22 protein-coding genes are annotated in these 21,706 nt (G+C 47.7%); 15 read left to right on the top strand and 7 right to left on the bottom strand.

The window, feature by feature from the left end; genetic code table 11:
* The first annotated feature begins 69 nt into the window (after positions 1 to 69).
* The 3 genes from DF182_RS01935 to mgtA all read left to right on the top strand — a co-directional run bounded on the left by DF182_RS01935 (position 70) and on the right by mgtA (position 3,933).
* The gene (locus DF182_RS01935) at positions 70 to 468 is read left to right on the top strand and encodes a hypothetical protein (RefSeq protein WP_147243316.1); all 399 of its coding nucleotides are present in this window, start codon (positions 70 to 72) and stop codon (positions 466 to 468) included.
* Between the two features lie 15 nt (positions 469 to 483).
* Positions 484 to 1,317 (top strand): universal stress protein, encoded by an 834-nt coding sequence (locus tag DF182_RS01930; RefSeq protein WP_113614002.1) that lies wholly within the window; start codon positions 484 to 486, stop codon positions 1,315 to 1,317.
* Positions 1,318 to 1,389: 72 nt separating this feature from the next.
* Positions 1,390 to 3,933 carry a magnesium-translocating P-type ATPase gene (gene mgtA / locus DF182_RS01925; RefSeq protein WP_161964028.1) on the top strand — a complete coding sequence of 848 codons (2,544 nt, stop codon included), beginning with the start codon at positions 1,390 to 1,392 and terminating at the stop codon, positions 3,931 to 3,933.
* Here mgtA and DF182_RS01920 read toward each other — a convergent pair.
* Positions 3,928 to 5,340, bottom strand: a complete 1,413-nt coding sequence (locus tag DF182_RS01920; protein WP_113614000.1) for an MFS transporter — start codon at positions 5,338 to 5,340, stop codon at positions 3,928 to 3,930. The genes mgtA and DF182_RS01920 overlap by 6 nt on opposite strands.
* A gap of 107 nt (positions 5,341 to 5,447) precedes the next feature.
* Here DF182_RS01920 and DF182_RS01915 point away from each other — a divergent pair, with 107 nt between their 5' ends.
* Together DF182_RS01915 and DF182_RS01910 are read left to right on the top strand one after the other, a co-directional pair.
* Positions 5,448 to 5,858, top strand: a complete 411-nt coding sequence (locus DF182_RS01915) for a winged helix-turn-helix transcriptional regulator (RefSeq protein ID WP_113613999.1) — start codon at positions 5,448 to 5,450, stop codon at positions 5,856 to 5,858.
* Entirely contained in the window at positions 5,842 to 6,672 is an 831-nt protein-coding gene (locus DF182_RS01910; RefSeq protein WP_113613998.1) for a sigma-70 family RNA polymerase sigma factor, read from the top strand. The genes DF182_RS01915 and DF182_RS01910 overlap by 17 nt, the downstream gene beginning before the upstream one ends.
* On the opposite strand, the gene DF182_RS01905 is transcribed toward DF182_RS01910, so the two are convergent.
* Positions 6,669 to 7,289 (bottom strand): hypothetical protein, encoded by a 621-nt coding sequence (locus tag DF182_RS01905; RefSeq protein ID WP_113613997.1) that lies wholly within the window; start codon positions 7,287 to 7,289, stop codon positions 6,669 to 6,671. The two genes, DF182_RS01910 and DF182_RS01905, sit on opposite strands and share 4 nt — an antisense overlap.
* A gap of 181 nt (positions 7,290 to 7,470) precedes the next feature.
* Here DF182_RS01905 and DF182_RS01900 point away from each other — a divergent pair, with 181 nt between their 5' ends.
* A complete protein-coding gene (locus tag DF182_RS01900; protein WP_113613996.1) occupies positions 7,471 to 7,800 on the top strand; it encodes a hypothetical protein in 330 nt (109 codons plus the stop codon).
* Here DF182_RS01900 and DF182_RS01895 read toward each other — a convergent pair.
* Complete coding sequence (locus DF182_RS01895) at positions 7,794 to 8,552, bottom strand: hypothetical protein (RefSeq protein ID WP_113613995.1); 759 nt, start codon at positions 8,550 to 8,552, stop codon at positions 7,794 to 7,796. The two genes, DF182_RS01900 and DF182_RS01895, sit on opposite strands and share 7 nt — an antisense overlap.
* Before the next feature lie 81 nt (positions 8,553 to 8,633).
* Positions 8,634 to 10,148: a nucleotidyltransferase domain-containing protein gene (locus DF182_RS01890; RefSeq protein WP_113613994.1), complete on the bottom strand. Its 1,515-nt coding sequence runs from the start codon at positions 10,146 to 10,148 to the stop codon at positions 8,634 to 8,636.
* Between the two features lie 211 nt (positions 10,149 to 10,359).
* Between DF182_RS01890 and DF182_RS01885 the strand changes: the two genes are divergently transcribed.
* The 3 genes from DF182_RS01885 to DF182_RS01875 are packed head-to-tail and all read left to right on the top strand — an operon-like array spanning position 10,360 to position 13,173.
* Entirely contained in the window at positions 10,360 to 11,406 is a 1,047-nt protein-coding gene (locus DF182_RS01885; protein WP_113613993.1) for a hypothetical protein, read from the top strand.
* 4 nt (positions 11,407 to 11,410) lie between these two features.
* Positions 11,411 to 12,139 carry a polysaccharide deacetylase family protein gene (locus DF182_RS01880; protein WP_113613992.1) on the top strand — a complete coding sequence of 243 codons (729 nt, stop codon included), beginning with the start codon at positions 11,411 to 11,413 and terminating at the stop codon, positions 12,137 to 12,139.
* 17 nt (positions 12,140 to 12,156) lie between these two features.
* Positions 12,157 to 13,173, top strand: coding sequence for a zinc-dependent alcohol dehydrogenase family protein (locus DF182_RS01875; protein WP_245957348.1), 1,017 nt, complete (start codon positions 12,157 to 12,159; stop codon positions 13,171 to 13,173).
* A gap of 8 nt (positions 13,174 to 13,181) precedes the next feature.
* Here the strand turns inward: DF182_RS01875 and DF182_RS01870 are convergent, their stop codons facing one another.
* The 3 genes from DF182_RS01870 to DF182_RS01860 form a co-directional block, all read right to left on the bottom strand.
* Positions 13,182 to 13,631: a hypothetical protein gene (locus DF182_RS01870; protein WP_113613991.1), complete on the bottom strand. Its 450-nt coding sequence runs from the start codon at positions 13,629 to 13,631 to the stop codon at positions 13,182 to 13,184.
* 27 nt (positions 13,632 to 13,658) lie between these two features.
* Entirely contained in the window at positions 13,659 to 13,835 is a 177-nt protein-coding gene (locus tag DF182_RS32250) for a hypothetical protein (protein WP_153259990.1), read from the bottom strand.
* Positions 13,836 to 13,996: 161 nt separating this feature from the next.
* A complete protein-coding gene (locus tag DF182_RS01860; protein ID WP_113613989.1) occupies positions 13,997 to 14,881 on the bottom strand; it encodes an AraC family transcriptional regulator in 885 nt (294 codons plus the stop codon).
* 197 nt (positions 14,882 to 15,078) lie between these two features.
* On the opposite strand from DF182_RS01860, the gene DF182_RS01855 reads away from it, so the two are divergent.
* The 6 genes from DF182_RS01855 (at position 15,079) to DF182_RS01830 (ending at position 21,492) form a co-directional block, all read left to right on the top strand.
* Complete coding sequence (locus tag DF182_RS01855; protein WP_113613988.1) at positions 15,079 to 15,993, top strand: dihydrodipicolinate synthase family protein; 915 nt, start codon at positions 15,079 to 15,081, stop codon at positions 15,991 to 15,993.
* Positions 15,994 to 16,007: 14 nt separating this feature from the next.
* A complete protein-coding gene (locus DF182_RS01850; RefSeq protein WP_113613987.1) occupies positions 16,008 to 17,429 on the top strand; it encodes an aldehyde dehydrogenase (NADP(+)) in 1,422 nt (473 codons plus the stop codon).
* A gap of 25 nt (positions 17,430 to 17,454) precedes the next feature.
* Positions 17,455 to 18,456, top strand: coding sequence for a 4-hydroxyproline epimerase (locus tag DF182_RS01845; protein WP_113613986.1), 1,002 nt, complete (start codon positions 17,455 to 17,457; stop codon positions 18,454 to 18,456).
* A 7-nt stretch (positions 18,457 to 18,463) separates the two neighbouring features.
* Entirely contained in the window at positions 18,464 to 19,714 is a 1,251-nt protein-coding gene (locus DF182_RS01840) for an NAD(P)/FAD-dependent oxidoreductase (RefSeq protein ID WP_113613985.1), read from the top strand.
* Between the two features lie 101 nt (positions 19,715 to 19,815).
* A complete protein-coding gene (locus DF182_RS01835; RefSeq protein WP_113613984.1) occupies positions 19,816 to 20,415 on the top strand; it encodes an RNA polymerase sigma factor in 600 nt (199 codons plus the stop codon).
* 108 nt (positions 20,416 to 20,523) lie between these two features.
* The gene (locus DF182_RS01830) at positions 20,524 to 21,492 is read left to right on the top strand and encodes a FecR family protein (RefSeq protein WP_113613983.1); all 969 of its coding nucleotides are present in this window, start codon (positions 20,524 to 20,526) and stop codon (positions 21,490 to 21,492) included.
* Positions 21,493 to 21,706: the final 214 nt, after the last annotated feature.

Genomic DNA, 21,706 nt, shown 5'->3' with positions numbered 1-21,706 from the left:
CCTGATGAACCTCATAGTATGGCCGGCTGTACGGTTGTATTATTGTATCAGCATTTTAAAGCTATGGTTATGCAGATTTACATTAGTGAAGAAGCCATCATTGCTGATATACAGGATAAGTTTCACGGGTTGTACCCATGTCTGAAACTGGAGTTCTTCCATACACCTTATGTGGATAGAGTCTGTAATGCTAAAAGAAACCGGGTACCACCGGAAATGCCTATTGAAAAGATCCGGATACTGCACAGCTTTGGATGGTTGGATATCAGCCACTACCGTACAGCGCTCGCGGTAGAACATGATTTAAGTTATCTCTTTGGCCTGAGCGCTAAAGTATTACACAGATCCGGTTCGATCTGGTTGCAGACAACAAGGGCCGGGCATCTCTCTCTGGAAGAGCTGAATGCCGGTGATGGACTGAAAGAGCCTGCCGCCCTTCAGCTTCCGGAAGAACCGGAGAAAGAATAAATCCTACAATGTTTTATGGAAAAAATATTATTCGTGACGGATGTGGTGAGTATGAGTAACAGCTGTCTTGATTTCGCCTGTTTTCTCGCCAACCTCACCCAGTCAAAAATCACCGGTGTTTTCCTGGAGAACCAGTCTATGGAACTGCGCTCTGCGGCAGAGATCCATGAAAGGGGTGTCACTGCGCCGATACCAGGTGTCCGGCTGGAAGAGCAGAAAGAGCTGTACCGCGATGAAAATATCCGCCGGTTCCACCAATGTTGTACCGGCAGTGGTATCAACAGTGTAGTGCACCAGCATACCGGTATGCCATTAAAAGCCGTACTGAAGGAAAGCAGGTATGCAGACCTGATCGTGATAGATGCGGCCACTACTTTTTCCTGGCGTCCGGAAACAGCGCCCACCGGCTTTGTCAGGGACATATTGGAAAAAGCGGAATGTCCTGTTATCATCGCTCCGGAAAATTTCAAATCAGTACACGAGATCATACTTACCTATAATGGCAGCGGTGCATCTGTATTTGCAATCAAACAGTTTACCTACCTGCTGCCTCAGCTTCATGACCATAAGGTGACCTTACTCAGTGTAACACCGCCAGGGAAGCCGTTACAGGACGACGTTGAAAAACTGAAAGAATGGTTACATGCACATTACAATGATGTTTCTATCGAGATAGCGGAAGATGATAATGTGGAGGCGAGGTTGATGGAATACCTCTCCGGCAGGGAAAATGTGATGATCGTGATGGGAGCATTTGGCAGAAGTCTGCTTTCCAACCTGTTTGCACCCAATCCTATGAAATCTGTAATTCAACTGATTACCCAGCCTATGTTTATCGCACATCCTTAATATGGCTGTAGTGAACAGGGGAGCCTTTCCGCCTGTTTATGTTACATGCACCATCACGATAACGGAAGCCTGATGGAGCTTCCTTTGGAAGATGTCAAAAAAGCCATTGGTTTTGTACCCGAAGGATTGTCTGATGCGGAGGTTGCACAAAGGCGGGCGCAATACGGGCTGAATGAGGTGAAGGAAGAAAAACCTTTATCCCCCTTGCTTCGTTTGTGGAAAAGCCTGCAAAACCCTCTGGTAATATTGTTGAGTGTGCTGGGCCTGATTAGCCTGTTGACAGGCGATTTGCGTTCCACCATTGTTATTTTCAGCATGGTAGTGCTGGGAGTAGCGATCCGTTATACTCAGGAAATGAGGGCCGATAAGGCTGCTGAAAAACTGAAGGCCCTGGTGAGCACACATGCTACTGTATGTAGAAATGGTGAAGACAAGGAAGTTCCTTTAAAAATGCTGGTGCCGGGAGATATTGTCAAACTGGGGGCCGGTGATATGATACCGGCTGATGTGCGTTTGCTGGCCTCAAAAGATTTGTTCCTTAACCAGGCGGTGTTAACCGGAGAATCGCTGCCAGTCGAAAAAGTGGCGGACCCTCTGTCCGGGCAGGAAGAACCGCTGTATAATAGCAACAACTGTTTTCTGGGAACCAACGTGGAAAGTGGCACCGCCACTGCAGTGGTAGTACATACCGGCGAAAAAACAGACTTCGGGGCATTGGCAGCACATATCAGCCGTCAACAGGTGGTGACCGGTTTTGATAAGGGCATCAACAGTTTTACCTGGCTGATGATCCGCTTTATGCTGGTGATGGTACCCGCTGTATTTCTCATCAATGGTTTCTGCCGGCACAACTGGCTGGAAGCATTCCTGTTTGCGCTTTCAGTAGCAGTAGGGCTTACGCCCGAAATGCTCCCCATGATCGTGACCGTGAACCTTTCCAAAGGCGCCATCGCTATGTCCCGCAAAAAAGTGATCGTCAAAAAACTCAGTGCCATACAAAACTTCGGCGCCATGGACGTGTTGTGCACAGACAAGACCGGAACACTCACAGAAGGCCGCATTGTACTGGAACAGTACCTTAATCCTGAAGGCACACCCGACCAGAAAGTGCTGGATTTCGGTTATCTGAACAGCTATTACCACACCGGCCTGAGAAACCTGATGGACGAAGCTATCCTTCATCATGAAGAAGTGGGAACAGCCCTGCATATAAGGGAGGAGTTCAGCAAGATTGATGAAATACCTTTTGATTTTGTACGCAAACGTATGTCGGTGGTGCTGGAAAACAAAGAGGGGCTTAACATCCTTATTTGTAAAGGAGCGGTGGAAGGTATCATGGAACGCTGTACCCAGGTAGAGATCAATGGGCAAATAACACCACTCTCACATGAACAGCAGGAGCGGTATCATCGTCAGGTGGAAGCATTGAATGCACAGGGTTTCCGGGTGGTGGCCCTGGCCTATAAATGGATGCCGGGTGCTCCTGATGCGCCGGTGTATTCCGTGACGGATGAATCCGAACTGGTGCTGCTGGGATATCTTTCTTTTTTGGACCCGCCTAAAGCTACGGCCAGCGCAGCTTTGCACAGCCTGTCTGCCGCAAAGGTGGATGTATGTATATTAACAGGAGACAATGAAAGTATTACCGCCTATATCTGCAGAAAAGTAGGTGTAAATGTTGACCGTATTTTGTTGGGTCCGGATATAGAGCAGATGACAGATGAGGAGCTGACAGCGGAAGTCGTGCATCACCATGTATTTGCAAGACTGGCGCCGATTCACAAGTTGCGTATCATCAAAGCGATGCAGCAGAACGGGCATGTTACAGGATTTATGGGCGATGGGATTAACGACGCACCCGCTTTAAAAGCAGCAGATGTGGGCATCTCCGTTAACACAGCCGTGGACATCGCTAAGGAAGCATCGGATATTATCCTGCTGGAAAATAATCTGATGATCCTGGAACAGGGCGTGGCAGAGGGCCGTAAGGTATTTGGCAACATCATCAAATACATCCGGATGGCGGCCAGCTCCAACTTTGGTAATATGTTCAGCGTAGTAGGAGCCAGCGCATTTTTACCTTTTCTGCCGATGCTGCCGATACAGGTGCTGATCAATAATCTGCTGTATGATTTTTCGCAGACGGCCATCCCAACGGATAATGTAGATCCGGAATGGCTGGTGAAACCCCGCAAATGGACGGTTGGTGAACTACGGCGTTTTATCCTTGTAATAGGCCCTATCAGCTCTATATTTGACTACATTACCTTCTGGCTGCTGATCACTTATTTCGGAGGATGGAATAATCCCGCGTTGTTTCATACAGGATGGTTTATAGAATCGCTGTTTACACAAACACTCATCATTCATGTGATCCGTACCAATAAAATTCCTTTCATAGAAAGCTGGGCCAGCTGGCAGTTAATGGTCACCTCGGTTTGTATAGTCATAGCCGGTGCCTGGCTGACAGTATCTCCACTGGCTGCCACTTTCGGTTTTACAGTACTGCCCGCGGCTTACTGGGCCTGTTTGTTTTTTATATTGATTGCCTATGTGGCCCTTACGCAGATCGTTAAAAACTGGTTTAACCGAAGGTTTGTAAAATCGGAATCATGAACCTGCCCGGGCTTCTTTTTCTTCCGGAAGGATATACAGAAAAAAACTCACCAGCAACAAAAACAGGATATTAACACCGGTAGCAGTCTGATAAGCGCCCATATACGCGGTAATGGATGTCTGGCTGCCTAGTATGCTGAAAAAGATACCACCCACTACGCCTATGCCTAATGCTATCGATGTTTGCTGGAAGGTGGAAAAAGTACCGGAGGCAGCCCCCGCAAAATGAACAGGGATGCTCTTCAGCGCCATAGTGAGTAAAGAAGGCAATACCGAACCACATCCTGTTCCATAAAAGAAAAGTGTGGCCAGCAGCACCGGCCTGGGGAGCACATCAGAACGGAAAAAGAACACATGCATCATCAGCGAAAGTATCATCATCACTACACCTCCCTGTAAAACACGTTTACCATAACGTTTTACCAGCGGGATAGACACCAATGAAGCCACTACATACCCAACACCCTGGAATACAAACAGGATACCTGTTTCAGAAGAACTAAAGCCCAATCCTGTTTGCATAAAAATAACATTGATGAGAAAATAGGAGTCCTGTACCATAAAATAAAACAGTACAGCACAAAGACCGATATTAAAATCCCGGTAAGAGAACAGGCGGATATTAATCAGGGGGTTCGTTTGTTTGGCCAGCTTGCGCCGCTGGTCATATGCAAAAAACAGCAGCAGCAATACAGAACCTGCCAGGGAACAAATACTCCATAAAGGCCAGCCCAACTCACGGCCACGGATCAACGGAAATACCAGCGCAAAGAGCGCAATGGTAAGCAGCATCACACCGCTGATATCGAATCGTCCGCTTTGCTGCGGTGGCGTATCATGCAGATACCTGGCGGCCAGCAGCGCCGCTGCAAAGCCGATGGGCAGGTTGATCAGGAACAGCAGGCGCCATCCTTCTACCACCCAGTGTATGTCAGGTAGCAGCCCACCCAGGAACTGTCCTATTACAGAGGCCGAACCGGCGATGCTCCCATAGATGCCCAGTGCCTTGATTCTTTCCTTATGCTCCGGAAAGAGGATATGAATATAACTGATACCCTGCGGTATCATAAAGGCAGCACTTACGCCCTGTACAAAACGCGCTGTGTTCAGCTGAAAGGCCGTTTGCGCAAGGCCACATAATAAAGAGCTGACGGTAAACAATAACATGGAAGTGATAAATACTTTCTTCCTGCTATAATGATCACCGAGGCGGCCGCCGGTAATCAGAAAAGACGCATAACCCAGCAGATAGAGCGCGATGATCAGTTGCATATCTGACTCGGTGCCATTCACGCCTTTCCGGATGGAAGGCAGCGCTACATTGACAATAAAAATATCAATCACGGCCAGAAATACAGAGGAAGACACAATCAGCAGAGATAACCATTTCACTTGCAGTCTGTTCATATTAATCCTGTATAATCGTTTTAAATAACCAATTCGTTAACTTTATCGCCGCCAAAGTTGCGGCCAGCAACAGATTATAACAAGTAGTTTAAAGAATAATACCTGGTATGGAAAAAGATACTAATGATGATATACAAGCAGATATGCAAAGGGATAAAAGTCCATTGGTAGTGGAAAATAACTGTACCATGACAAAAGCCCTGAAGGTAATCGGTGGCAAATGGAAGCTGCTGCTGCTCAATGCTATCCGGAAGGGATGCCCTCTGCGCTTTGGTGAACTGCGCAATAAGATGCACGATATTACACATGCCACACTCACGTTGCAATTGCGGGAACTGGAGCGGGATGGTATCATCGAAAGAAAAGTATATGCAGAAACACCACCCAGGGTGGAATATAAGCTGACACCCATCGGTATTAAGTTGGTCCCTGCGATTGAGGCATTGTGTGATTGGGGAGAAGAATATTATTCCCTCTTTGGAGAACCTAAAAGTTGCACCAATGGAGAACAGTTTTGAAACATATAAACCCCGGTTGTTTGCAGTTGCCTACAAAATGACCAAAAACGCGATGGACGCGGAAGATATCCTGCACGATGTATATCTTTCTTTTGTGAAGCAGGATATAACAATGATTGCCAATCCTGAGCATTATCTGGTGAAAGCAGTGATGCACCGCTGTCTGTCGTTGCTGGAGATGCGTAAAAGATTTGTTTATCCCGGAATTGATTTACCCACTCCATTATATCAGGAACGTTTTGTTTATGTGCAGGACCAGGATATTTCCTTTGCCTTATTATTGTTGTTACAGAAACTGAATCCGCAGGAGCGTGCAGTGTTTATCCTTCGTGAAACGCTGGACTATGCCTACGAAGAGATTGCAGAAGTATTGTCGTTGGGGCAGGATAACTGCCGGCAGTTGTTTCATCGTGCCAAGGAGAAGGTGACAGACGGGCGAGTAAAATATATTCCGTCTGAAGAGCAGCGTAGTACGCTTTTTAGCGCATTCGTGAAAGCCTGTACCAGTGGGGATGTTGAGCAACTGATGGCCTGTCTGAAAGAGGATATTGCCATCTACTCCGATGGTGGTGGCCGCGCAACGGCAGCACGCTGGCCTGTTTTGGGCCGCGCAGATGCGATTACCTTCCTCAACGGACTTTATACTAAGAGAGGTGCGGAATTGCTTTTTGAAGTAAAGATGATCAATGGTGAATATGGCATCATCTGCTACGACAAAACCACCGGAGCAGTAGATACCCTGATGATCTGTTCTGTCGGAGCAGATGGCATTGAAACGGTTTACTTTGTACGAAATCCGGATAAACTGCGCTAACGGCCAAACGTCTGTCGGATAAACTGTTCATTGGCTGCAGGCATTTTCCGCCACTGAAAACGATCGGTAAAACCAGTGATGATCAGCAGCGCCACAATAAAACCTATCACGGCAATGCCACGTGACCAGCCACCGGAGCCTGTTTTGATATAGTGAATGGCGGCCACGTGCAGTGATATGGCAGTAACGGCCAGCAGATAATAAGGAATAAAGAAGAAAGTGGACGGATACATGTTCAGGCCGGCAGCCGCAAAATAAAAGTTAGTATCCAACCCTGTAAAACGGCCGTACAACACAGCGCCTACATGAAAGAGCAGAAAAAAGGAGAGATACATGCCGGAATACACCTGAATTTTTTCGGCAGCTGATTTTCGTTTGCTGCTGAAGAGTAGCCGGATACCAGTCACCACCTGCGATGCTACCGCTATCAGTAGGATGGTTTCCACCACCGGATGACGGTAAACTGTCCGGAAGGCTTTCATAACGGCCAGGTGCGCGTTTTCACTATGCAATGACATCAGCTGGTTGAACAGGTGAAAGGCAATAAATACAGAAAGAGTAATGCCGGAATAATAGTGCCATGTTTTAAGAGTGAATACCTTTGTGTGTCTAGTCATAAAAAATCCATTTTACAACAAGGACGGAGGAACAGAATTTTTGTGACAATTTCAGCAGAAAAAATTTTAATCATCCGGAAAAAGGGCCGCAGACAAGGTATTGTTAACATAACGGGCTGGAGCTGCTGCGATCAGAAAAGCTATCTTATCTTTAGGAGGCAAACTACAAACCGGTTGTATCATGATACATACTCCCGATATTTCCAATGAGAAAACAGTGCCCCTGTTGTGGTGGGGCGTTTTGCTGATGGGCACTATGGTATGGTTATGTTATAATGTTTACAAAAAACAGAGAAGGCAGCGGCGCTTCTCTGCCATGAAAGCCGATTTTATCAACAGTATTCCGGCGCCACTATATGTGCCGCCAGCAAATAATAGGGTAACCAATAGCCGTTCCCCTGAAGAAAACGGCCCAAAGGAAAATATTTCTGCGACGATACGACGCGAAGATGCGCAGCTGCAATATCTGATCAACCGGCTGCTCGACCTGAATCCGATAGAAGATCAATGATGAGTAATAAACACAGGATGTGCCGGTGTTATCAATCCTGATAATAAATCTCCCATCACAATCATTGTTTCCTGTTTCTTCTGCAGAAAATCGGACAATGTTGCTGTCGTGTTGTCTTTCAAGGTAGTGATGGTAGAACATGCAAAATGTCTGCTCAGCCAGCCGGCCAGATTTTTCTTTTCTTCTTCGGGGATGCTGGTGGTACCGATATGTACGATGGTCGCCTTTTTTTCTCCCAGTTCCGGCAAAAGGTAAATCAGTTGTTTCATGGCAAAGACCGCTGATGGACTGCCATCATAACAGAATACAATTTCATCAATAGCGGTACAGCTGCGGGGGGCTATAATTACCGGGCATTGAGCGGATGATAGTAGTTTTTGCAGGAATGGAAAAACGTTCCCCTGTGGGGCATCTACAATCATAAGATCTGCAAAACGGCTTTCTGCAAGAATATTATCCAGTGTAGGTTCTTCCATATATTTGACAGCGGCTGGGATGCCTCTTGCGCCACAGGTATCTTCAAAGGTTTGCATGGAGCTGATAGGTATATTTTCAGCGAAAGTTTCAGGTGAATCCCAGTCATCGCCAGCATGGGCCATCTTTCTTTTGGTAACGGCATTGATGGCTGTTTCTTTGTCTTTGTAGAAGCAGCCTACCAGTTTTGAATGAGAAATATCTGAGAGATAACAAGCGAAATCCACTGCACTGTTGGACGGAGCTGCACCACACATGACCAGTAATATCTTTTCCATAGTTTTTTTATTTTAAAATTACTTTACCGGTGTAGGGTGAACTATGACATTCATCAGCTGGAATTATGATTCATTACAGGTTTATTTTTTCAGCAGTTGTTGTTTTGTCGCTTTAAATTTTTCTATCTCATCCCAGCAGCCGGTGTTAAGAATATCTGTTTTATTGCATGCGCCGCGCCTTGCGGTGGATATGCCCATTTTTACGAAATCAAAGTCGGTGAGGTTTCGGGCATCGCTGTTAACCACTATTTTAACGCCTTTGTCTGCAGCCTGGCGTACCAGGGTATCGTTCAGGTCCAGCCGTTTGGGGCGGGCATTGATTTCCATGGCAGTGCCGGTGGCGGCAGCCCTTGTAAATACTTCGTCCCAGTTGACAGGGTAGGGGTTGCGGATACCGATCAGTCTACCGCTGGGATGGCCGATACAGTGGATGTATGGATTTTCACACATCTTTATCAGCCGGGAAGTATTATCACTGGAGAAGTCGCTGTGTATGGAAGCGATCACCCAGTCAAACTGTTGCAGTATTTCATCCGGCAGTGTTGTGTTGTCATCTTTTCCGATATCTATTTCAGCTCCTTTTTTTATGTAGTCATATCCCATGGCGGCGTTGATACGATCTATTTCTGCGGCCTGCCTGAAAATATCTTCTGTATGCAGTATATGATTATCGCGGGAGGCAGACACATGGTCTGTGATCACGATATAGTGGTAGTGTGGGAATGCATGGGACAGGTATTGTGCGATGGATGCGATGCTTTCGGCACCATCGCTCCAGTTGGTATGTATTTGCATATCTCCCTTTAACTGGTTGAAGGTAACCAGTGGGGGGACATGATGGCCTGCAGCCGCGTTAAGGATATCATGGTTTTCTCTGAGTTCCGGTGTGATAAAGTCGATCTGCAGTTTACGATAGATATCTTCTTCCTTTTCTCCTGCTACATATTCGCCGGTATGGCTGTCTACCAGGCCGGTGGGAGTGATTTTTAACCCTTTGGAAGCTGCCAGCTCATCCATGTCTGTATTGTATTTTACAGAGCCGGTATAATACAACAGGCTGGCGCCGAAGTATTTATTGGTGGCCAGGCGGATGTCTACCTGCATCTGGTTGCGTAATACCACACAGAAATGATGTGGGCCTGCAGCGATGATACCTTCTGTTTGCGGCATGCGGGCGATTTTATAGAGTAGTTTCCGCCGGTCAGCCTCACTCAGCTGCACCAGTATATCGATGTCTCCAATGGTATCCTTACCTCTTCGCAAGCTACCGGTCAGTAATACTTTCTCTACCTCCGGAAACCGTCCGATGGCCCTTAACAGCTCTTCACCGATAAGGTGGGCATCCCAACGCAAATAGCGGCTGTTGGCGTTTTTGTATAGTTTAAGTGCCTGCCGGATGTTTTTAACCTGTAAGGGTGTAAGACCTTCTACGGTTTCGAGCCGGCCATTGCTGATAAGCGGGATTAGCTCCCGTGTACTGTTGACTCCCAGCTGCTCCTGTATGGCATTCACTTCCCGGCCTGTGATACCCCGGATATTCCCAAGACCGGCCAGCGGAGTGGGAATGGGAGGACTATTTTTCAAATGTGTTTTCATAATGAGTCCGGATTTTGAGGTTACAGTGCTCCTGTTTTGTCAATGCAATTTACGTTGTTGTATAGGGGGAATGTATGACAGATATTAACCCCAAACCTGATTATAATCAGGAAAACAGAGAACTGATCCCTGTCATGATTTGTTATGAGTAGTGTCATTTGTTCTGTGGAAAGAAGCAGGTAGATTTAGTTTGCTATTTAAAGTACAAGGGATGAAATATTTATGGAAGTTGTTGTTGGTGACGCTGCTTGTATTACTGGTAGTATGGATTGTTTGGAAACCTGGTCGTCATGAAAAACCTTCAAAAGAGGTGGTGCCGGAAAAGGAAAGCGTTGTTGTCAATAAACCTGCGCAGGTAGACAGTATAGCGAAAAGCAATACTGTAGATACGCTGATGTATCAGCAACGGATGCTGCACCTGCTGCATGACTCTCCTTCGCTAACATGGCCGGTTAACACCTATTACCCGCTTCCCGGGGCATTATTGCCGTTCAACCGGATTGTGGCTTATTATGGTAATTTTTATACACCCCGGCTGGGAGTGCTGGGAACTGTCCCGGTAGACAGTATGCTGGCCCGGCTAAAGGAAACGGTTGCATTATGGGAAGCCGCAGACAGTACCACACCGGTTATTCCGGCTTTTCATTATATCGCTGTGACGGCCCAGCGCAGCCCCGGTGCAGATGGTAAATATCGTCAGCGTATGCCTGCCACTGCTATCAACAAAGCGCTGGACCTGGCAACGCAGGAGCATGCCATCGTTTTCCTGGATGTGCAACCCGGACAGAGCAAACTCCGTGATGAGCTGCCGCTCCTGGAAAAATTTATGTCCCGTCCGGAAGTCCATCTGGGCATAGATCCTGAATACTCCATGAAAAATGGCCGTGCTCCCTGCTCTGTAATTGGTACAATGGATGCAGAGGATATTAACTACGCCAGTTCCTGGCTGGCTGGAATTGTCAAACAATATGGCCTGCCTCCCAAAATACTGGTGGTACACCGTTTTACAAAGGGTATGGTCACGAATTACAAAGATATTCACCTTCAACCGGAAGTACAGATTGTGATGGATATGGATGGATTCGGAGGAGTGGCAAAAAAGAAACATACCTACCATAGCTGGATTGCCGATCAACCGGTGCAGTTTACCGGTTTTAAGTTGTTTTATGAGGTAGATGTGGAGACGGGGGGCCATCTCATGGAGCCCGATGAAGTGCTGAAACTGTATCCCCGTCCGATTTATATTCAATATCAATAAGCATATGAAACACCTGATTGTTTTCTTGCTCTGCTGGTTGCCGGTGATTGTCACCGGCCAGCAACAGCTGCCTATCCTCTGTTATCACAACATTACCGTTCCCGGAACCCACAAAAACGACCTGTTGCATGTAGACAGGGCGCAATTTGAACGGCAGCTCAGAACCCTTGCTGACAGTGGTTATCATACCATATCACCGGATGCAGCCATCACGTTGCTGAAAGAAGGGCGGCCTATACCTCCCCGCACCTGTATCATCACCTTTGATGATTCGCATGCAGAACATGCAACGGTAGCTGCGCCGCTATTGCAACACTTTGGTTTGCGGGGCGTTTTTTTTGTGATGACAGTTACATTAAACAAACCCCGGTATCTCTCGAAGGACCAGATCAAAACCATGGCTGATCAGGGACATGTGATTGCTTCTCACACATGGGATCATCCTCATCTTAAACTCACCGGTGTAATGGACTGGCAGAAACAGCTGGTGGAGCCCCGGCAGCAGCTGGAAAAAATAACCGGCCGGCCTGTCTGGTACTTTGCTTATCCGTTTGGAGAATATAACGACAGTATTATTGTTGAACTGAAGAAAGCCGGGTATAAAGCTGCTTTCCAGCTGAATCGCCATCCGACGCCGGGGAATGAACTGTATACGCTCCGGCGTTTGATGGTAGATGGCAACTGGTCTGGCCCCAGGCTTGTAGCTGCGATGGCTGTTTACGGAACACAATAAAACCAAAAATCTGTTTTATGAAACAACAGATCACTATCCCCGGCACCATGCAAGCTATGGTAATGGAAAAAGCCGGCAATCCGCTGTTGCTGCATACCGTGCCGGTGCCGGTTCCTGCGGCAGGGCAGGTATTGATAAAGGTCATCGCCTGCGGTGTATGCCGTACCGACCTGCATATTGTTGACGGAGAGCTGCCCAATCCGTCATTGCCGCTGATTCCGGGGCATGAGATTGTAGGAGTGGTGGTAGCCACCGGAGATGGTGTGACTTCTCCGGGGATAGGAGAAAAGGTAGGAGTGCCGTGGCTGGCTTATACTTGCGGCCATTGTAAATACTGTTTGCAGGAACAGGAAAACCTGTGTGAACATGCACTGTTTACGGGCTATTCTGTCAACGGGGGATATGCGGAGTATACCGTAGCGCTGGCTGCTTATTGTCTGAAGCTGCCGGAAACATATGCGCATCCGGGCGGTGCACCGTTGTTATGTGCGGGGTTGATTGGTTACCGCTCCTGGCGTATGTTACCCGGATATGCCGAAAACATTGGGTTCTACGGTTATGGAGCTGCTGCACATATACTGGTACAGATAGCGAAGTTTCACTATAAACTGGTGTATGCCTTTACCAGACCAGGTGATGGTGATGGGCAGGAGTTTGCTTTAAAAACAGGAGCTGTATGGGCGGGCAGTTCCGAGGATGAGCCTCCGATATTGATGGATGCCGCTATTATCTTTGCGCCCGACGGATCGCTGGTGCCGCGGGCATTGGCGCAACTCGACAAAGGCGGGACAGTGGTATGTGCCGGTATTCATATGAGTGATATTCCTGCTTTCCCCTACAGTATATTGTGGGAGGAAAGAGTGATACGTTCTGTGGCTAATCTTACCCGTAAAGACGGAGAGCTGCTGATGGAGCAGTTGTCTAAAATGCCGGTGATGACAGCCATACAGACTTTTGCGCTTTCACAGGCCAATGAAGCACTTACTGCCCTGCGGGAAGGAAAAATCAAAGGAGCCGCTGTGCTCGTGATGTAAGGGTTGTTTCAGGTCAACAGGGTAGGAGGTTCGGGGACATTGCGCTCTGCTGGCTGCTGGCTATTGTCGGGAATTTGTTTTTTCAGTTTGTCTTTTGCACGTTCTACTCTTTTTTTCAGATCGTTAAATTCCTTTTCTACCGTGGTTTTGAAGGACTCCCATTTTTCATCTGCCACTCTAGTTTCTTCTTTTACTTTTTCCCGCAGGTTAACTTCTTCGCGCTTGATGGCTGCCATTTCTTTTTTGAATTCTGCTTCTTCTGACTTCTTTAGTTTACCCGCATCTTCTTTTAGTCTTTCCTGTTCTTTGTCCAGAGAGTCGAGCGCATTTCTGGTTTTTGCCTTGAGTTGTCTGATGTCAGCAGCTGTTTTAGTCTCTTTCTGCTGGGCCAGGGATGGTCTGCCAACAAATGCCAGCGGCAGTATTAACAGTAGCAGGTATAGTTTCCGGATTGTCATTATGAGGTTTATTTTCGGGGTGAAAGATTAATATTGATATAGCAGCAACAGCTGATACATTAACCACAGCAATTTCAGCAGCAACACTTTTAAAAGCGGCAGTGTGCAGGCAAAGATGACCAGGCTGACGGCCCAGGAAGAAACGGCTGTTCCTGTATGGGTCAGAAAGCTATGTCTGCCGGAGTGAAACAAATGGTATTGCATGGCTTCGTCTGATGCTCCTCTAAATAATATAAACAGCGCTAACCGTGTGAATGTTATAACTGCTGAGCCAGGCTGTATTCTTTGACTATAACGGTATAGCATATACGAAAAAAGATCTTTCACCCGAAAGACCTTTTTTCGTATAATAAGTATGTTATTGATCATCCTTGATCTACATGCTGAAAATAATTGTTGAGATACTGACTTGGGGACTTGCCAGTAACGGACTTGAATACACGATTAAAATTAGTGATGCTGTTAAACCCGGTAGTATAGGCTACTGTAGCAATATTATCGTAATCGCCATCGGTCAGTTTTTTGCAGGCTTCATTAATGCGTACTTCATTGAGAAAGGAAACGAAGGTGCGCCGGGTATGTTTTTTAAAGAAGCGGCAGAAGGCATGAGGAGTCATGTGTACCTGTCCGGCTGCATCTTCCAGCGTAATCGGCTGTTCATAATGATGCATAATATAATTGTAGATATTCCCGATGCGGATACCATCATGATCGCTGACAGTGACCTTTTTGTTGACAGCAGCCAGTGGGGCAATATCCGGGTAGCCCGACAGCAGGCGGAGCAGTTCCACAAAATGCATCAGCTGTTCAGGCCCGCTGGTATTAATGATACGCAGCATGCAGGCTGATATCTCGGTGGTTTGCGGCGTCGGTACTTTAAATCCGGATTGTTGTTGCAGTACAAAATTTTTCAGCGGTTTCATCTCCGGAAGATTAAATAATGCGGAGAGTGCGCCATCGGAATTAAAGAAGAGCGTCTGGGCCATTACTTTTTTCCGGTTCCTTGGTAAAAAGTAGGAAGGATCGCTTTTGAAGATATGAGGTTGATTGGCGCCCAGCCAGAAAATGTCGTTAGGCCGGAAGGCATGCATGTTGTTGTCGGCTACCAGTGTACCTTCACCCTGCTGTACCCAGGTGAGCTGCACTTCCTGGTGCCGGTGGAGATAGGGGTAAAAATATGGCAGTACATCTTTCTGCAGAATAATAGATTTGTCGATAGCCACGGGGACCGTAAACTGTAAAACTTTCATATTGTTGGCGGTTGAATCGAGGATGGGTCAATATTACGAATATTAACCGTATTTGAAGTAGTTATATCCTCAAGTGGTTAAAAAACGGTTAATGGCAATCGATTTCTCTAAAACTGGTCAATATCAGGTTATAATTGATTACTATCGGGAAAGTAAACTGCGGGTTGTCTGGATATTTTTGGAAAAACATTTTTCTTATGTCAATTGAATGGAAAGGCATATTCCCGGCCATCACAACCAAATTTACAGCAGCAGACGAACTGGACCTGCCATTGTTTGAAAAAAATCTGGAAGTACAGCTGTCGGCTGGTGTTGATGGTATTATCCTGGGTGGCTCACTGGGAGAGGCCAGCACCCTGACCACCGCGGAAAAGGAAGTACTGACAAAATTTACTGTTGAGAAAGTAGCGGGCCGCATACCAGTGGTATTAGGCATCGCAGAAGGTGCTACCAGAGAGGCCATTAACCAGGCCGCGCTTGCAAAGAAATGGGGCGCCGCCGGTCTGATGCTGCTGCCTCCTATGCGTTATCGCTCAGACGACCGCGAAACAGCTGCCTGGTATAAAACAGTGGCCGCTTCTACAGATCTGTCAATCATTGTGTACAACAACCCGGTGGACTATAAGATCGAAGTAACCCTCGATGTTTTTGAACAGTTGCAGGAGCTGCCTAATATACAAGCGGTAAAAGAATCTACCCGCGATGTATCCAACGTTACAAGGATGATCAGCCGTTTTGGTGATCGCTTTAAAATTTTATGCGGCCTCGACACGCTGGCACTCGAAGAGATAGTACTGGGTGCTCATGGCTGGGTAGGTGGTCTGGTAGCGGCTTTCCCGGCAGAAACAGTAGCAGTATATCGCCTGGCCAAAGCCGGCAGAATAAAAGAAGCCCTGGATATCTACCGTTGGTTCCTGCCATTACTGGAGCTGGACCTTTCCGCTAAACTGGTGCAATATATCAAGCTGGCGGAAGCCGAAGTGGGCCTGGGTAGCGAACATGTAAGAGCTCCCCGTTTAACGCTGACCGGTGCTGAAAGAGAAAAAGTATTACAGGTAATACGGACCTCCGTTGCCAACAGACCTACACTGCCAGATTATCTTTCTCTGTAAAATAACTGTACCCAATGCAAACAGATCAGATTATGCAACAGGCCGCTGAGGCCTTTGAACAATATCGACGGACAAAGCCCGCACAGCGGGCGGCTTTCCTGGATGCTATCGCCACAGAAATTACCACGCGCCAGGACATCCTGGTGCAGGTAGCCGGAAAAGAAACCAATCTGCCAGAGGCAAGGCTGAAAGGAGAGATCGGCCGTACCGCCCACCAGCTGCGTATGTTTGCAGACCTTATCAAAGAAGGTAGCTGGGTGGAAGCAGTGATTGACACCAAACCCGGTATCAGGCGTATGCTGATGCCGGTAGGACCGGTAATCGTCTTTGGCGCCAGCAACTTCCCGTTTGCCTTCTCTACGGCAGGCGGTGATACCGCCAGTGCCCTGGCAGCCGGCGCCACAGTAGTCATCAAAGGTCATTCGGCGCATATACGCACTTCACTGCTGGTATTTGAAGCGATACAGGCAGCCATCGCACAAAGTGCAATGCCAACGCATACTGTTCAACATGTAACAGGAAGTTACGAAATCGGAAAAGCACTGGTTATGCATCCTAATGCCACAGGAGTCGGTTTCACCGGCTCTCTGCAGGGTGGAAAAGCATTGTGTAATTATGCTGCGGCACGGGAAACCCCCATCCCTGTGTTTGCAGAAATGAGCAGTGTAAACCCGGTAGTCTTTTTACCAGATGCCTTACAAACGCGTGCCGCTGAACTGGCACAGACATTTGCTGCTTCCATCACACTGGGAGCAGGGCAGTTCTGTACCAATCCCGGTTTGCTGGTAGGCCTGGAGAGTGACACATTTACAGCGTTCCAGCATATGCTGGCCTCAGCGCTGCAAAAAACATCACCGCAGAAAATGCTGCACGAAGGTATTCATCGTTCTTTCATCGAAGGACGTAACCGGGTGCTGAAACATGAAGCAACAACTGTACTGGAACAACCTGTCATCGCATCGGATGATACCGTAGCTCCTTCTCTGGCCGCCACCAGCGGTGCGGCATTCCTCGCTCAGCCCGATCTGAAGGAAGAAGTGTTTGGTCCGCACTCGCTGGCAATAGCCTGTAAAGACAAAACAGAACTGCTGGCGGTATTAAAAAGCCTGAAAGGACAGCTGACCACCAGCGTAATGGCCACAGACGCCGACCTGGAAGCATGGCAGGAAGTCATCGACCTGCAGATAACACTGGCAGGAAGGATCATATTGAACGGCGCACCTACCGGTGTGGAAGTATGTGCTGCCATGGTGCATGGCGGCCCTTATCCTGCTACTACAGATGCACGCTACACCTCCGTAGGGACCGCTGCTATCCGGCGCTGGGTAAGACCTGTGTGTTTTCAGCAGTTCCCTGATGCATTATTGCCCGATGAGTTAAAGCAGGATAATCCCGGCGGCATATGGCGCCTGGTAGACAACCAGTATACACGCTAATCCAATCACCGAAAACACACTTCTTTTGAAGCATACATTTTTTTGCATCGATGCACATACCTGCGGTAACCCGGTAAGACTGGTAGCCGGCGGGGGCCCTGCCCTGAAGGGAAACAATATGAGCGAAAAAAGGAACCATTTCCTGCAGGAATACGATTGGATCAGAAAAGGGCTGATGTTCGAACCACGCGGTCATGATATGATGAGTGGCAGTATCCTGTATCCACCACACGACCCGGCCAACGATGTGGCCGTGTTGTTCATCGAAACCAGCGGCTGCCTCCCCATGTGCGGCCATGGTACCATCGGAACGATTACCATCGCCATAGAAGAAGGACTGATAAATCCCAAAGTACCCGGTAAAGTGAGAATGGAAACGCCTGCCGGGCTGGTGGAAGTAAGTTACTACCGCGAAGGTAATAAAGTGAAAAGCGTGAGGCTGACCAACGTACCTGCTTACCTGGCAGCCACCGGTATTCTGGTGGAATGCCCCGAACTGGGCCTGTTGAAAGTAGATGTTGCCTATGGTGGCAATTTTTATGCGATCGTAGATGTACAGGAAAATTTTCCAGGACTGGAACACTTCACTGCTGGCCAACTGACAACCTGGGCCAGGGAACTACGGAAACGGATCAACGAAATATACACATTCGTGCATCCGGAGAATGAACATATCAACGGCTGCTCCCACATTTTATGGACCGGCGCTGTGATGGATGCTTCTTCTACTGCACGTAATGCGGTATTCTACGGCGATAAGGCCATCGACCGTTCTCCCTGCGGCACCGGAACTTCCGCCAGGATGGCGCAATGGTATACACAAGGTAAACTGAGCAAGGGAGATACTTTTGTGCATGAAAGCATTATCGGTTCCCGTTTTACCGGCAGGATAGAAGAGGAAACCAAAGTAGGGGGTAAACCGGCCATCCGTCCCAGCATTGAAGGCTGGGCCAGAATTTATGGTTACAATACAATTTCAATTGATCCGGAAGATGATCCTTACGCTTACGGATTACAGGTAATATGAACGTACTATGAAAGTAATCATTATTGGTGGTGGTATTATAGGGCTGAGCAGCGCCTTTTATCTGCAACAGGCGGGTTACAGCGTAACGGTGGTCGATCGTACCGACATGCTGGAAGGCTGTTCGTATGGCAATGCCGGTTATATCTGCCCCAGCCACTTTGTGCCGCTCGCTACACCGGGCATTGTCCGGCAGGGCCTCCGCTGGATGATGGATGCCGGCAGCCCTTTTTATATAAAACCTTCGCTCAACAAAGACCTGATCAACTGGGGGCTGAAATTTTTGAAAAGCGCCACCGCCGCACATGTGGAGCGCTCCGCCGTACCGCTGCGTGACATCTCGCTGTTGAGCAAACAATTGTATGAAACATGGGCCACTATGCCGGAGCTGAGTTTCGCTTATGCTCCGTTTGGTATGCTCGAACTTTTCAAGACAGAACAAAATGCACATCACGCCGAACAAACGGTGGAGGAAGCGGCAGCACTGGGCATTGAAGCCAAAATACTGGATAAAGCGGGTGTGTCGCAGCTGGAGCCGGATGTAGCCATCGATGCGCTGGGAGCTGTTTATTTCCCGGGTGATGCACAGTTGTATCCCAATCAGCTGATGCTCAGCCTGCTCACCTATCTGGAAGGGAAGGGCGTTCAGTTTATACGTCACCGTGAGGTGACGGGATTTGCGATGACGGGCAACCGGATCATCGGTGTTGATACAACAGGCGGCGGCATTGCAGCGGATCACGTAGTACTGGCTGCCGGTGTGTGGAGTACTGCGCTGGCCCGGCAGTTTGGGCTTAATATTCCCATGGTGGGTGGCAGAGGCTATTCTGTCACTTTCGATGATGCGCCTTACAAAGTACGTCGCTCTATTATTCTCAGCGAAGCGCGGGTGGCCATCTCTCCGATGGATGGTAACAAACTGCGCTTTGGTGGTACCATGGAGATCACACCACTGCATACGCCACCACGTATGCGCAGGGTACAGGGAATCTTTGATTCAGTGAAACGTTATTTCCCTGAATTTAATCTGCCATTGCCTGGTGCAGACAAGGTATGGTATGGTTACCGCCCCTGCAGCGCCGACGGCTTGCCGTATATCGGTAATCTCTCCCGCTATAGTAACGTTACTGTGGCCACAGGGCACTCTATGCTGGGCATCAGCCTGGGAGCGGCTACCGGTAAACTGGTGACGGAACTGGTGGGGAATACACCTACATCCATGGATATCAAACCTTTCCATCCGGAGAGATTTTGTAGATGATTTTTAATTGTTAAAGAAACACTTATTTTTTCGGGCAACCGTTCCCGTTATTTCTTAACAATTATTTTATATGCGATCTTTTCTATGCGAATTACTTTTGGATGGAAATTGATCTCATGGATTTTGATAAGGAAGTGCTTCCGGATGAGTTTTTACTGATAGAGAAATTACGGCAGGGTGATGAAAAAGCCTTCCGTGATATCTATGATCACTATTGGGAAAAACAGTATGATATGGCCTGGTATAAACTAGGCAATAGAGAACAGGCGGAAGAAATTACGCAAGAGACTTTTGTGGCCCTGTGGACACGCAGGGAAGACCTCGATCCGGCAAAGCCGGTAGGGGCCTGGTTATATGGGGTCACAAAGAATCTTATCCTGAACACCTATCGTAAACAATTATCCCATCAGAAATATCTGCAACAGGCTCCCCTGGGGGAGATGACCAACAATACTGCAGAACAGCTTTCCTTTAATGAGCTGAATGAAGTAGTACGACAACAGATTGACCAGCTCCCTGATAAATGCAGGGAAGTGTTTACCCTGAGCCGCATACAAGGCTTTAATACCCGTCAGATCGCTGAAGCGCTGAATATCTCCCCTAAAACTGTTAATAACCACCTGGTGAAAGCCCTTCGTATCATGCGGGGCAATCTGAAAGATTATATTACCCTACTGATACTACTGTCTCTCCGCAAATAAAAATCTGTTCACATTAATTTAATATACGTCGGCATAGGTGTTTGTTTCCCCTCACGGTAAATAGGATTGTGATAATGCTCATTGCAGCTTTTATACAATTTTATTTTCATGCTGGACGAGAATCAATTAAACAGGCTCATAGAAAAATACCTCAGTGGTAATATCACCGCCGAAGAGGAAGCCTTGCTGGACGAATGGTTTGAACAGTGGCATACACCGGCTCCTGAAGCAACAGGAACGTATGACCGTGTCTTTCTGCGGGAAAAGATTTTTTCGGCCGTAGATGCCCGGATCAAAACCAGTGGCAGAGTCATTCCCATCAAACGTAACCGTATCATTAAATGGGGAATGGTGGCATCTGTAGTCACCGCCATCGTGGCCGGTGCAGGATGGTGGTATAAATCAGGAACACAGCCACGTAAGCAGATCAGCCGGCTGATGGAGCTGCATACCAATAATGGCCAGCTGCTGAAAGTAGTGCTGACAGACAGTTCTGTAGTATGGCTGAATGCCAACAGCCAGCTGCAGTATCCTGAGAGGTTTACTGACAACAGAACAGTGTACCTGCAGGGTGAAGCCTATTTTGATATTCATCAGGACCCTTTACATCCTTTTATTATTGAAAGCCGCGGTTTCCGGACAAAGGTGCTGGGAACGGCTTTCAGTATCCGTTCCTATGCTGCTACCGGTACCTACCGGGTTACCGTAGCTTCCGGAAAGGTAGCCGTATTCAAATCTACAGACAGCTCGCATATTGCTTATCTGACAGCAGACCAGGAACTGCGTATCAGCGGTCCTGAAGGAACGCCGCAGATAAGACAGGTGCATGCGCAGATAGCTGCGGCATGGAAAGATGGTAGCCTCAGCTTTGAAAAAGATCCGCTGGCTGAAGTAGTGTTATCGCTGCAAAACCGCTATGGCGTTTCGTTTTTAATCAACAGCTCCCGCCTGAAAAATATCGAAATCAGTGGCCGCTTCGATCACAAAGAATCACTGGATGATATCCTGAAAATATTAAGCAAAGTATATAGCCTGCACTTTAAGAAACAGGCCAACGGTACGTTCCTTATTTCCTGATCTCTAAACCCGCAACTATGGCAGAAAGATTTACATAATACACTGTAAAAAAGAAAAAACCGGAACGCACGCGTACCCGGTTTAAGGTGCGATGCAGATGATACCAGGCCTGAGAAACCGCATCATCCCATCGCTGTCATTAACTAACCCGAAGGATTAACTAATTAACAAGGTAAAAGTATGAATTTTTTCCTGGGGAAACCCTGTGCTTATT

It is taken from the genome of Chitinophaga flava, from assembly GCF_003308995.1.
Lineage (GTDB): Bacteria > Bacteroidota > Bacteroidia > Chitinophagales > Chitinophagaceae > Chitinophaga > Chitinophaga flava.
This window is presented reverse-complemented; position numbering and strand designations above follow the sequence as displayed.